The sequence below is a fragment of the Bacillus sp. A01H genome, assembly GCF_045277205.1.
In the GTDB taxonomy this organism is placed as follows: Bacteria; Bacillota; Bacilli; order Bacillales; family Bacillaceae_G; genus Bacillus_A; species Bacillus_A paranthracis.
The window spans coordinates 780,286-793,038 of record NZ_CP117702.1 but is presented as its reverse complement, the minus strand read 5'-3'; the positions used below and the strand labels follow the sequence as shown (position 1 = coordinate 793,038).

Here is a 12,753-nt window from a genome sequence, read left to right as displayed (position 1 = left end):
GGGAAATCCCTCATCTTTTTTATGCATTCTTACCTTTTTCTATCGCTTGTTCGTACAGATTTTTATGTTCTTTATATTCACTTGGCACAAAATTCTTATAGAAGAATGCAAGCCAACTGTCTCCTTTTTTATATCCTTCTTCTCTAATTTCTGCTGCTTTTTTATTTGATTTAAACCCTTCAATAAACCATTTCTTTAACGATTCATTTTTTTCATATTTAGCAGGAACTTTCAAATCATAGTTTTCAAATGCATACTTATAGCCAGCCTTTTCTACTGCTTTTTTTGTAGATTTATAACCCTTTTCATAAGCTGTTTCATACGCCTTCACGTACACATCTTTCTCTCTATTTCCGGGGTTCTTTCCGGCTAATTCCTTACCTGCCTTTTCCCCTAGTTCAGCTTGCTCTTTTTCAATTTTTTCTGTTCTTTCTTTATTCCCTACTTGGAAACCTTCTGCAAAATTCGGCTTAAACTCTGGAGCAATTTGACTATCTTCCATCGTCTCTTGTGCTAAACCTTGCTCTTTTCCTTTTTCAAAATTCGTTTTCTTCTGCTCTTCTAAAGACCAAGATGCAGCATAAGCAATTTTGAATGCTTCTTTATATGTATCTGATTTTCCAGCTAAATGTGATTCTGCATCATTTTTCCCTGCTTTAAAATCAATCTCTCCATTTTTTTGTCCCTCAAGCTGTCCTTTTTCCATATCAGCTTGACGTTGTGCTTCCTCTCGCTTACGTGCTTCTTCCGCTTTTCTTTGTTCTTCAGCTACACGTTGTCTCTCTGCCTCTGCTTTTCTTTGTTCCTCCGCTACACGTTGTCTCTCTTCTTCAGCTTTACGCTGCGCCTCTGCAGCACGTTGTTTTTCAGCCTCAGCATTGCGCTGTGCTTCTGCTTGTCTTTCAGCTTCTACAGCACCATTATTATTTTGACTAGGAGCTGGACTTGTTGCACCACTACTAGAAGCTGGCTTATTGTGATAATGATATTCCCCGTACTGCAATCCCCATTTTTCACAATTTGTACGACACGTATGTCCCCCATTAGCATCTGTACGTCCTGGATGCGCATAAGCTGAAATTGGAGCTACCAATAACGCTACACTTGTTGTTAAAAGAAGTTTCTTCACCTGTTGTTTCACTCTTGTTCCTCCCAAAATCTTGAATTCTAACTTTATTATACATAAATAGAAAAATACTTAAATACCAACTAAAATATTCTATTATTTCTCAACATTAGTAAAAAAGAAGGTCAACTCTTTAGAGAGTTGACCTTCTTTTTTATTTCTTCGCCTTCGTTCCTACTAAATCACCAGCAACAACATAACGTTTAGAATTATCTTTTACAGATACACATGTAATAAGTGTTATCTCATCTTTCCCATGATCTTCAACAACCTCCCATTTATCAGGAGTTACTTCAGATACACCAGTAACCGCATATTCATATTCGTTTTCATTATCATACAAATAAATTTTATCGCCTTTTTTTAGAGACGCTATATCACTAAATAAAACACCTTTTTTAGACATGTTATGTCCTGCTAATGCATAATTCCCTTTTCCCATTACTTGATTTTCTTTTACTGTTGCTGCACCTGATAATAGGTTTTTCTCAGTAGAAGACTTTAAAACAGGAAGTTCTAATGAAACACTCGGAATCGAAATACGACCAATTACTTGTTTCTTATCTAAAGATGCGTTCGCTACTTCTGCCAAGTCTGGTTGATTAATTTTCGAAGCATCTACAAATTCTGTCTCATGTTTTTCATAATCCATTTTTTGAACAGCCTGTACATTTTCAGTCTGTTTCTTTTCAGCTTGATATCCATCATAAAATGGTTTGCCGATTAATACACCACCTACAACAAATAGGAGGATTGCTACTATACTATAAATTCTTTGCTTATTCATATACAATTCCTTTCCGTTACAAAATCTTACTCTATTTAAAATGATAAGATAATATTGCTATATGTACAAGTGTAAGCTGAAAAGAAACCTTCTTGCTGACGCAAGAAGGTTTCTTTTTAAGCGATTTTATTTCGATATAAAGATACGTGGAAAATTGTCATTTGAATAAAGAAAATACTAAATGCAATATATATTGGATATGCAGGAACATATAGATTAGCAATTGGAGAAAGCGTTAAAAAACCAACCGCACAAGGCAACACGTACCATAGTGACATAAATGTAGTACGACAAGCCTTTTCTGTAATCGCCTTTTCCCGCTCGTCTTCTTGAGGAAATAATAGTGGAAACATCCAATATGATAGCTCTTTATATTTTTTCTTTTGAATTTTATAAAGAACAGTCGATACAATACCAAATATTAAAAGCAATCCTATTGGCATTAAACTCACCGAAACTTCAAATGGTACCCTCTTCGTTTGAATAAAGTTAGCAACTTCGATAGTAAAATAATACAACTCAATAAATGCCCAACCTGCTAATACCATTAAGAGTACATTCAACATATAGGAAAATACAAGTCTATTCATCCTCTTCCCCCTCCTTATTTAAAACAAACACATCTTCCATCTTGAGCTCGAACACATCGCAAATCGTAAGCGCTAATAACAATGAAGGAACATAATCCCCTTTTTCAATTGCCGCGATTGTTTGTCTCGTCACTCCAACCTTTTCTGCTAATACACTTTGCGAAAAATTAAATCGAGCTCTTAATTCCTTCACTCTATTTAAAATGGTCAAATTTACCACCTCTCACCACCATTGTATGCTATCCTTAACAAAATGTAAACTCAACTTAACATTATTTTTACAAAAAAATCCAACTTTACATATTGTAAAGTTGGATTACGTGTTAGTTTAAAATTGTAACTTTAACTGTTCTTCTGCCCCAACTACTTGATGAACCTTTATCTGGCATTAAAACATCAATTCTATGCCCCTTAATAGCTCCACCAGTATCGGCTGCAATTGCTACTCCATAACCTTCAACATTTACAGTTTTACCTAATGGAATAACATTTGGATCTACAGCAATTAATTTCATTCCTGGGTTTGCAGTTAGATTATAACCTTTACCACCTGGTCCCCATGCAGAGAATACTTGTTGACCTGGTGCATAACCATTTTCCGCTGGATCAGCTGTATAAGCTGTAGCTTCTACATAAATTTCTTTCCCACCAGCAGTTGGCTTAGGAGATGGTTCAGGTTGTGGAGGTTCTACCTTCGAATTATTATTAGCAACTGGTTCAGCTGGTTTACTAGCTTTCTCTTGCTTTTGCTTTTCAGCAATTTCTGCTTGTGCTTTCGCTAAAGCTTCTTGCTCAGCCTTTGCAGCTGCTTCTGCTTTTGCACGTTCTTCTGCTGCAATTCTTGCTGCTTCTTGTTCACGAGCAATTGTTTCTTGTACTGCCTTCATATTTGACTCAATTTTAGCTTTTTCTTCTGCTGCTAAATTAAGTTGGCTTGCAACCTGATTATATTTAGCTTGAACTGTTTGTAAGTTAGCTTGACGCTTTTTCAAGTTATCTTGCAGTTCAGCTTGTGCTTTTGCTAATTTTTGTTTGTCTACTACTAAAGATGCTTCTTTCTCGTCAATTGTTTTCTTATCTTCTTCAATTTGACGAAGATCTTGTTCTTGTAGACGTAAAATTTCTTTATCAGCTTCTAGAATAGTAGAAACTGCGTTCATACGTTGTAAGAAGTCTGCAAAGTTCTTTGACTCTACTACAACTTCTACTACTAAACTTGTATTTGAACTGTTTTGAACAGAAACCATACGTTTTCTCATAATATCCTTACGAGCAAGGACTTTATCCTCTAAAACGACAATTTCGTTCTTTTTTTGTTCAATCTGCTTATGTGTTTCATCGATTTTACGTTGAATAGCAGCTTGATCCTCTTTATTTTTTGCAATTGTATTATTTAAATTATGTAGTTCGTTTTCGATACCTTGAATTTCTTTACTAACAGCTTGCTTCTCTTGCTCTTTCTTTTGCATTTCTGCATCGTTTTGCTGCAATTGCTGTTGCATGTTGTTAAGTTTCTCGTCGTTTGACTCTGCTTTAACAGCGACTGTACTAGAAAGACTTATAATTCCTGCTAATACTAGACTACTGATTCGCTTAAAATAGTTCATAATCCGACTCCCTTCTTATACAGTTATACATGATTTATTTTACAGTTTGTTTACAATATCATTAAATACAGTTTATTTTTCATGACGAAAAAAAGGGAATTATGCATAAAATGTAATAGATTCTTAAATATTTAACAATTCCTATATTTAAAAATTATAAAAGATGCTAAAATCCAAATATAGAGAAAACATAACTTCTAAAGGCGGTTGAAATAAATATATGTTTACTCAAAAGAAATCACTCCAACATAAAATTGATCAATTAGAAAGTCGTATACAAGAACTAGAAGCAGAATTAAAACAAAAGGATATCGAACAACAAGAGACTATTTCTTCTATCCACGATCGTGTACAAAGCGTTGTTCAAGAGCATCAACTTGTAAATAACCAGCACAATACACTTCAAAATTTAGTTCAACAATTAAGCTCATGTTTCGAAAATGTTTCAACACGCACGACACATTCCAATGAATTAAATAATGAAATGTTACAAAAAGAACAAAGCTTAATTCAATCTATTGAAGAAATCATTGACTGCTCTAATGAAGGAAAAGAATCTGTTCACCGTTTACTTATTGTAATTAACAAATTAGGCGAACAATCTCAACGTACGTCTAATAGTATGAATCATTTAAGTGAACGCTCAAAAGAAATCGAGCAAATTGTAGAAGTCATTCAAAACATTGCAGCACAAACAAATTTACTTGCTTTAAATGCAAGCATTGAAGCTGCACGTGCTGGTGAACACGGTAAAGGATTCGCTGTCGTTGCCAATGAAGTAAGAAAATTAGCTGAAAGTACAGCTGAAAGTACAAAAAACATTGGCAACTTAACGAAAAAAATTCAAGAAGAAATTGAAAAAGCATACGATAATACAAAAGATAATTTGCATTTAGTCGATGAAGGTGTAGAAATGAGTGCCGATACAAACGCTAGAATCGAAAATATTTTAATTATGATTCAAACGTTACAAAACGGTGCTACTAATGTTATTAAAGCTATTGAAAACCAAAAGTCTTGTAATGATGATATATTACGAGAATTCGCTACTACACAACAAATGTTCCAAAAGTTAAATACTACTATTATGAATCACATTCATGATGCTGAGAAAGTCGATGTTCAATTAACGAAAAGTCTTGAAGAAACAGCAGTTTCTCATTAATAATAAAAATCCCTTATACTGCTATAAGGGATTTTTATTATATTTCGAATATTTATTTCTTCTCAATATTCATCCGTATCTTTGTTATAATGGACAAGTTGTTTCTTTCGACTATTAAACAAGGAGGTTATTATGGAACAATTTTACTACATTTTAAAATATTTAATTCTTGGTCTGTTCCAAGGACTAACAGAACCGATTCCGATTTCTTCAAGTGGTCACCTCGTTTTAGCACAGCATTTGCTAGGACTAAAAATCGAAGGGTTTAGCTTTGAACTACTTGTTAATTCAGCTTCATTATTAGCTGTATTACTTATTTATAGAAATGATTTAATTCGTCTAACGAAGAATGGTCTATCTTATATATTTACAAGAGCAGAAGATGCAAAATCAGATTTCTTCTTTATTATTTACCTTGTTATTGCGACCATTCCAGCAGGTGTTATTGGTGTTTTATTTAAAGATTACATCGATCAATACTTAAAAGGTGTGAAAATGGTTGGGATTTCCCTTCTTATTACCGCTGTCGGTCTTTGGATTATTAGAAACTTGCGTGGACGTAAAAATGATGGCGACCTTTCTATGAAAGACGCAATTATTGTCGGCCTAGCACAAGCTTGCGCACTAATTCCTGGAATAAGCCGATCAGGTGCAACAATCGTAGCAGCGATGTTACTTGGTATGAAGCAAGAAACGGCTCTTCGTTTCTCATTCTTACTATATATCCCTGTTAGCTTAGGTGGTTTATTACTAAGTATTACAGACATTGCAAAAGATCCAAATCTAGATACACTATTCGTACCATATATCGTTGCATTTATCGCAACATTTATCATGACGTATATTTCATTAAAATGGTTTATGAACATTATGGCAAAAGGAAATTTAAAATATTTCTCTTTCTATTGCATTATCGTAGGTGTACTTACTCTTATTTTCTTATAAGGTGAAACGTACAAATCAAAAAGCGAGTCATTCTATTACACTAGAACGACTCGTTTTTTTATGCATATACTTTCTTTTCTTGACAATACAAACGAATAACATGTTTATTTTGTTGAAATACATCATGCGTTAGGCGGATAATAATAAAATTTCGTTTTATTTGATCATCATGAACAAAAATCTGTTCTCCCTCTTGAAAACGCCACGCACTTTCAAAAGTTGTAATATGATTCCCACTTACAGAAAAAAGCTCATATCGCATATCTTGTTCCCTCTTTCAACTTATAATAATCATAATATCCTTATATTAAATTTAGTATAACTTAATTCTATTAAAATTTATAATTTTTTCTATTTCAAAATATTTTAATTTTGTTTTAAGGTTCTTTTAACGTTATAATGGTAAACGAATTTTCATTGAAAGGAGCTTCATTTTGACTGCATATTTATTCCCTGTAAAAACAGCATTTATTTTATTTCCTTTTTTAGCAATGTTTCTATTAATCCCTTTTTTAATATTTAATTATCGAAAGTATGGTTATTTAAATAAATGGCGTTCATTTATTTTATACTCATTATTGCTTTACTTATTAAATGCCTATTTTCTTGTGATTTTGCCGTTGCCACAAACATATGATACTTGTAGCCTACAACCGGCTAATACACAACACATGCAACTATCACCATTTTATTTCATACAAGAAATTAGTAATCATACTTCGGCAATTTTAACGAAACCAGCTACTTATTTCTACCTATTAAAAGAATCTGCGTTTTTACAAGTAGCATTTAACGTTCTATTAACCGTTCCATTCGGTATTTACTTACGGTATTATTTCCGACGTAGTTTCTTACAAACAATTTGTATTTCTTTTTGTCTTTCACTCTTTTTCGAGCTAACACAAGTGACTGGACTATACGGTATATACAATTGTGCGTACCGCTTATTTGATATAGATGATCTGTTTTTAAATACATTAGGCGGCGTAATCGGCTTTATCATTGCACCAATTTTTACGTACTTCCTTCCGAAAGCAAGCGAATTAGATAGTCATATTGATTTGGAAACGAAACCAGTCGGATTCGTTCGTCGCTTTATCGCGATGCAAATTGATTGGATTTTCTTATCCATCGTTGTACCTGTCATTAAAAACAAAGGAAATTCTTTCTTTGTTTCTAATATTCAATCTTACACGAACATATACGAACTCATTTTCATAACGTGTTCGATCTTTATTTACTTTATTATCATTCCATACTTTACGAATGGAAAGACAATCGGTAAAGCATTGCTTCGTATTTACGTGAAAGGACAATCAGATCGTATTACGTTGAAGGAACTATTCATCCGTTATGGTATATTCTATTTCGTTTTAGGTGGAATCAATTATATTCTTTCTAGTAGCTCTATCTTAAATCTTAAAGAACCTTTAGTATTAATAGTTATATTATTATTCCAACTCGTAATTAACGGTCTATTTATTATTCATGTTTTATTACATGTATTTAGTCGTGATAAGTTACTATTTTACGAGCGAATTAGTCAAACAAGAAATGCGATCGTACTAAAAAAAGCTGACAAGTAATACTTTGTCAGCTTTTTTTCATAATCGTAAATAACTTTTCTGTGTAAGGATTTGAAAACATTTCTGCTTCATCTAATAATTTCCTCACCTTTAGAAACGAATGCAATTCTGGATATATATTTTGTAATTTTTCGTACGTTAACGTATGCATTTTTCCCCAATGCGGGCGTCCTTCATACTTTAGAAAAATTTTCTCCACCTCACCAAAATAAGCAGCATACTTCATACCTTTATACATATGAACAGCTATATACGCAGAATCTCTTCCATACGCTGGACTGAGCCATATATCATCCCTTTTCACATAACGGCATTCAATTGGGAAGTGCACTTTATACTTTTTCTTTTCAATAAGGTTTGAAATTTCTTCTACAACGGCCTGCATATACTTTGAAGGAACACTATACTCCATTTCATAAAATGGAACCGCACGCGATGTAGCAAATACTTCATAACTCGGACCAATTATTTTTGTATTCGGTACAGCTTTAGCCGATAATCGACTTACTCCTTTACTTATAGAAGGAAACCATTTACATCCTTTAGATAACAAAGAGAACATCTTATTTTCAAGTAACTCTACCTTTAGTCTATGCCATTTCAAATCACTTTTTTTACCCGTTGTTTCGTTTGTAATTTTCACTTGCACTTCATCTGAATAAGGAAAAACAAAGAATTCAAAGTGGCGATTCTTCTTATATTCTTCTAATTTGTTCATTACAGTAGATAATGCTTGTTTTTCACTTTCATACACAAGTGAATACGCCCTGATAACTTTCAATTTTATCCTTACAATGATACCTAGCATCCCAAGTGACAACTGAAAGGCCCTCCAATATTCTACATTCTCCGTTTCCGAACAAACTATAGTCTCACCTGTAGATAAAACTGCCGTAATCTCTATAACTTGTGTTGATAAACTTCCAAAGGTAATACCCGTTCCATGCGTCCCCGTACTAATTGCTCCTGCGATAGATTGCGAATCAATATCCCCTAAATTTTCTTGCGCATAACCTTTTTCCTCAAGTAACTTCCCTAGCTCATGTAACTTTGTTCCTGCCCATACTTCGGCAACCATTTCTTCCGTATCAATATTCACAATTCCCTTCAATTCATCTAAAGAAACTAAAATTTCTTCCGTTTTCACAAGAGGTGTAAACGAGTGTCCTGAACCGACAACGCGAATTTTCTTCCCTTCTTTTCGTGCAAGCTCTACAACTTCTACTACATCTTGTATACTTTCTGGATACATCGTATAATGCGGTGTTCCTTCTACATTCCCTGTCCAATTTCTCCATTTTTGTCCCTTTATAGAAAGCATTGGCCATCCCCCCGATATGTTGAATACTTCCCAATAATCTCTCCTTCTTTCACACGATATAAAAACGGAAACCGCTCGCATAACTCGCCAGCTTTACTATGACGAAATAAGATAGAATCTCCTATCTCTACTCGTTCCTCACCGTTATAAAAAATCGGTGTTTGCACTTCACCAGCGCCTTCTAAAGCTAATAGTTTTGCACCATTCGGCCTCCAAATCTCAGGTTCTTTATCTTTCCCAATTGCGCCTGAGGCAATATATCCACCACCTAAACAAGTGTAAATTGTTGGTGCTGGTTTACGCACAACTGGTAAAGCAAATCCGACAGCTGGATGAAATTGCACCTCTTTATAATAATCAAACAGCTTCGGGGCATAAAAAGCCGAACCTATTGTAATCTCTGAAACTGAATGATCTTGCTCAGTTGTTTTTATACTTCCTGTGCCTCCCCCATTTACAAACCTTAGTTCAATACCTAGATTTTGTATTTCTTTTACGATATGTCCTCTTCTTTCTTTAACTTCTAACACTGATTTCTTCTTTAAATATGAAATCACTTTACTTTTCGCTCGTTGATTCGGTATGTGATCTCCTACCCCAGCAATTTGGGCTTCATATCCCATTACACCATCTAGTATTAAAAATGATGATTCTTTCAACCTTTTTACTATTTTCAAAGCACCTTGCACATCTTTTACCGGTGATCTTTTGACCCCAAAATGGAACTTAAAAAAACGACTACTCATATCAATATCTAAGCAAACACGAAAACATCCTTTAGACTTCTCGGCAATTTTTTCTAAATAAACAATATGATCTTCACAATCCACCATACAAGTTATAATGAGCCCTTGCTTTGTTAGCAAACTTATTTCATGTAACGCTCTTTCATCATAAGCAGGATATCCGAGCAATAAATCATTGAATCCTTGTTCAATTAAAAATAAAGCTTCCCTAGGTGAAAAACACATAATACCTTGAAATCGTTCATTTGCAGCTAAAATCTTTTGCATAACCGGAACAGAACGTAACGATTTACTCGCTATACGAATCTTCTTATTGCCACTTAATTCTATAATCAATTGAATATTTCTATCTAAAGCTACTTCATCCAAAAATGCACACGGTAATGGAACTTCTTTAAAAATTCCTCGATCCACATTTTTTCTCTCCTCTTCTCTATATGTCTTATACATATTGGAAAGAAAGTTGGAATCTCCTCTACAAAATAAAAAAGTTTCTTCCTATTTAAGAAGAAACTTTTTTAGGACTACTTCATAGAAATAGTTGCTGCTACTGGATAATGATCAGAATAATCATCATACGTATATTTTTTGAGCCATGATGTAACAGTCCACTGTGGAGATTTCGGTTGTAACACTTTATTCTCTACAAATGACGGGTTCGCATGGTCTTTACTTGCAATAATATAATCTAAATACTCGGCAGGGCTATCAGGGAAATTATATTTTGCAATACTGTTTGTCGTCGCATCCCAAGTTGCTGTATGTCCTGTATAAGATGGAATAGAAGCGTGCAATGTTTTGAACATTGATGCGTATTCTGAGTCACTATTGTTCTCAGCATTTATTTTATTCACATTCATATCACCACCAAATAGGACGTACTCGTCATTTGGTATATTTTTATTTTTAATAAAATCTTGAATTTCTTTTAACTGGTTTGTACGTACAGATGCAGGTGAAGTTTTTCCGCACATACTATCTTCAGCCTGCAAATGCGTCCCAATTACATGAACGAAACGATCATTTTTCTTAATTTTCGTGTATACAAATCCTTTATTCGATAAATTATCTGGTCCACATCCATTTGCAAATACATATTGAACCTTTTCAACGATCGGCCATTTGCTAACGATTGCAACGCCTCCATCTTCAGGAGTTGCAGATGAATAGCTACCTAACGTTTTATCCCATTCATTTCCGTTGCTACGACCTAATACAGCTGTTTGATTTGGGTATTCTTTCTTCAAATTTCCTAAAAGGCGATCTGAAGCACTATTATCAAACACTTCATTTAATATAACAACGTCTTGATTCTTAATATAATCTGCCGCCCCAATTAAATCAGCACGCTCACTTTGTCCCCAATTCGGATATAAGTTAGTTGATAGCATGTACACGTTATGCGTCATCACTTTCAAAGTATTGTTTTGATCTGTAGACGTATCTGCTTGAGCTGAGGATCCTCCGTATAAAACTCCTAAACCAATCCCAAAGCTAAGTACACCTTTTAGCAATTTACCTTTCACGTTCCATACCTCCATGTGTATAGTATTGAACTACTCACCACTTAACGTCCTTACGGACTGTTTGAAGTGGGAGATTCCTAAGTACAGAAGCCTAATGGCTTCTAATTCATTAGGCTATCCCCGTAGTTCCTACGGTTAGAAGCCTTAAAGCTTCATTTTTAAGATTGATACTTGCGTTAATATCTCTGTCGTGATGACAATTGCACTCAGGACAATCCCATTCACGAAGATTTAGATTCTTAACGTCTTTATTTTGATACCCACAACAAGAACATAATTGGCTTGAAGCAAATGTTTTGGATACCAGAATGACTTGTTTTCCATACCATTTTGCCTTGTATTCTAGCAACGTTCTAAATTGTGACCAAGATACTTCACTAATCGCTTTTGCTAACTTATGATTTTTTAACATATTCGATACTTGCAAATCTTCTATACCGATAACATCGTGGTTTTTGATGATTTCAGTTGAGATTTTGTCCAAGTAATCTTTTCTAGCATTAGCTATGTATTCATGAATTCTAGCTACCCTTACTCGTTGTTTATTCCAGCGAGAAGATCCTTTCATTCTTCTAGAAAGAACGCGCTGTGCTTTTGCCAACTTCTCTTCCAATGAGCGAAAAAATTTAGGGTTTTTATAGGTTGTTCCATCTGACAAAATGGCGAAATCTTTTAATCCTACATCCATTCCAATATAAGAATGTGTTTTCGGAAGTTCTTGCACTTCTGTTTCAACTAACAATGACACAAAGTATCTGCCAGAAGGGTTCCGTCTAACCGTAGCATTTAAAATACGTCCCTTTACTTCACGACTTTTGGCAAATCGAACAAGACCTAGTTTCGGCAATTTCATTTTGTTTCCGACAACAGCAATGTTTTCATTTGTTTGTTTTGTGGTATAAGATTGTACGTTGTTCTTTTTAGATTTGAAACGCGGGGCACTGTTTTGTTTTTTAAAAAAGCGTGTATAAGCATCCACAAGGTTGCGAACAGACGATTGAATAGCAATACTATCCACTTCTTTTAGCCAAACAAACTCTTTCTTCATGGCAGGAAGTTTGGCAGAGCATGTACCATATGTCAAACCTTTTCCTGTTTCTTTGTATGCATTATCCCATAGAGATAGGAAGTGATTGAATACAAAACGAGAACAACCAATCGTTTTATTGATCAGGATCGCTTGTGCTTTATTTGGATAGATACGAAATTTATACGCTTTATTGATCATCCTTCATTTCACCTCCATTTCGATATATTTCCATTATATACCAAACGCACATTCGATAGTTAGTTAAGTGATTATGACAAATTATCCGGTAACACTTTACATATGTCGAACAATTAAGATGACTTC

General features: G+C 34.3%; 12 protein-coding genes and 1 pseudogene. 3 read left to right on the top strand and 10 right to left on the bottom strand.

Annotated features, from left to right (window positions below; all coding sequences use genetic code 11):
- Positions 1–19 precede the first annotated feature (19 nt).
- The 5 genes from PSR14_RS04190 to PSR14_RS04170 form a co-directional block, all read right to left on the bottom strand.
- Positions 20–1,141, bottom strand: coding sequence for a YHYH domain-containing protein (locus PSR14_RS04190; protein ID WP_000813415.1), 1,122 nt, complete (start codon positions 1,139–1,141; stop codon positions 20–22).
- Positions 1,142–1,280: 139 nt separating this feature from the next.
- On the bottom strand, positions 1,281–1,913 hold the full coding sequence (locus tag PSR14_RS04185) for a class A sortase (protein WP_001041721.1): 633 nt from the start codon (positions 1,911–1,913) through the stop codon (positions 1,281–1,283).
- A gap of 116 nt (positions 1,914–2,029) precedes the next feature.
- Positions 2,030–2,503 (bottom strand): hypothetical protein, encoded by a 474-nt coding sequence (locus PSR14_RS04180; protein ID WP_001081111.1) that lies wholly within the window; start codon positions 2,501–2,503, stop codon positions 2,030–2,032.
- Complete coding sequence (locus PSR14_RS04175; RefSeq protein WP_000154009.1) at positions 2,496–2,714, bottom strand: helix-turn-helix transcriptional regulator; 219 nt, start codon at positions 2,712–2,714, stop codon at positions 2,496–2,498. Before PSR14_RS04175 ends, PSR14_RS04180 begins: the two co-directional genes overlap by 8 nt.
- 112 nt (positions 2,715–2,826) lie before the next feature.
- Complete coding sequence (locus PSR14_RS04170; protein ID WP_061185399.1) at positions 2,827–4,110, bottom strand: 3D domain-containing protein; 1,284 nt, start codon at positions 4,108–4,110, stop codon at positions 2,827–2,829.
- Positions 4,111–4,741: 631 nt separating this feature from the next.
- Between PSR14_RS04170 and PSR14_RS04165 the strand changes: the two are divergent.
- Together PSR14_RS04165 and PSR14_RS04160 are read left to right on the top strand one after the other, a co-directional pair.
- Positions 4,742–5,275, top strand: a pseudogene (locus tag PSR14_RS04165) (methyl-accepting chemotaxis protein); the annotation flags it as partial.
- Positions 5,276–5,407: 132 nt separating this feature from the next.
- Entirely contained in the window at positions 5,408–6,220 is an 813-nt protein-coding gene (locus tag PSR14_RS04160; RefSeq protein ID WP_000434782.1) for an undecaprenyl-diphosphate phosphatase, read from the top strand.
- A gap of 58 nt (positions 6,221–6,278) precedes the next feature.
- On the opposite strand, the gene PSR14_RS04155 is transcribed toward PSR14_RS04160, so the two are convergent.
- Positions 6,279–6,482, bottom strand: a complete 204-nt coding sequence (locus PSR14_RS04155; protein ID WP_001268337.1) for a hypothetical protein — start codon at positions 6,480–6,482, stop codon at positions 6,279–6,281.
- Between the two features lie 172 nt (positions 6,483–6,654).
- Here PSR14_RS04155 and PSR14_RS04150 point away from each other — a divergent pair, with 172 nt between their 5' ends.
- Positions 6,655–7,806 carry a VanZ family protein gene (locus tag PSR14_RS04150; protein ID WP_048557550.1) on the top strand — a complete coding sequence of 384 codons (1,152 nt, stop codon included), beginning with the start codon at positions 6,655–6,657 and terminating at the stop codon, positions 7,804–7,806.
- Positions 7,807–7,813: 7 nt separating this feature from the next.
- Here the strand turns inward: PSR14_RS04150 and PSR14_RS04145 are convergent, their stop codons facing one another.
- The 4 genes from PSR14_RS04145 to tnpB all read right to left on the bottom strand — a co-directional run bounded on the left by PSR14_RS04145 (position 7,814) and on the right by tnpB (position 12,627).
- Entirely contained in the window at positions 7,814–9,127 is a 1,314-nt protein-coding gene (locus PSR14_RS04145) for a D-arabinono-1,4-lactone oxidase (RefSeq protein WP_061185398.1), read from the bottom strand.
- Entirely contained in the window at positions 9,115–10,287 is a 1,173-nt protein-coding gene (locus tag PSR14_RS04140) for an amino acid deaminase/aldolase (protein ID WP_098487518.1), read from the bottom strand. The genes PSR14_RS04145 and PSR14_RS04140 overlap by 13 nt, the downstream gene beginning before the upstream one ends.
- A 110-nt stretch (positions 10,288–10,397) precedes the next feature.
- Positions 10,398–11,414 (bottom strand): sphingomyelinase C, encoded by a 1,017-nt coding sequence (gene sph, locus PSR14_RS04135; protein WP_001996694.1) that lies wholly within the window; start codon positions 11,412–11,414, stop codon positions 10,398–10,400.
- A 94-nt stretch (positions 11,415–11,508) separates the two neighbouring features.
- The gene (gene tnpB, locus PSR14_RS04130) at positions 11,509–12,627 is read right to left on the bottom strand and encodes an IS200/IS605 family element RNA-guided endonuclease TnpB (protein WP_000608414.1); all 1,119 of its coding nucleotides are present in this window, start codon (positions 12,625–12,627) and stop codon (positions 11,509–11,511) included.
- Positions 12,628–12,753 lie beyond the last annotated feature (126 nt).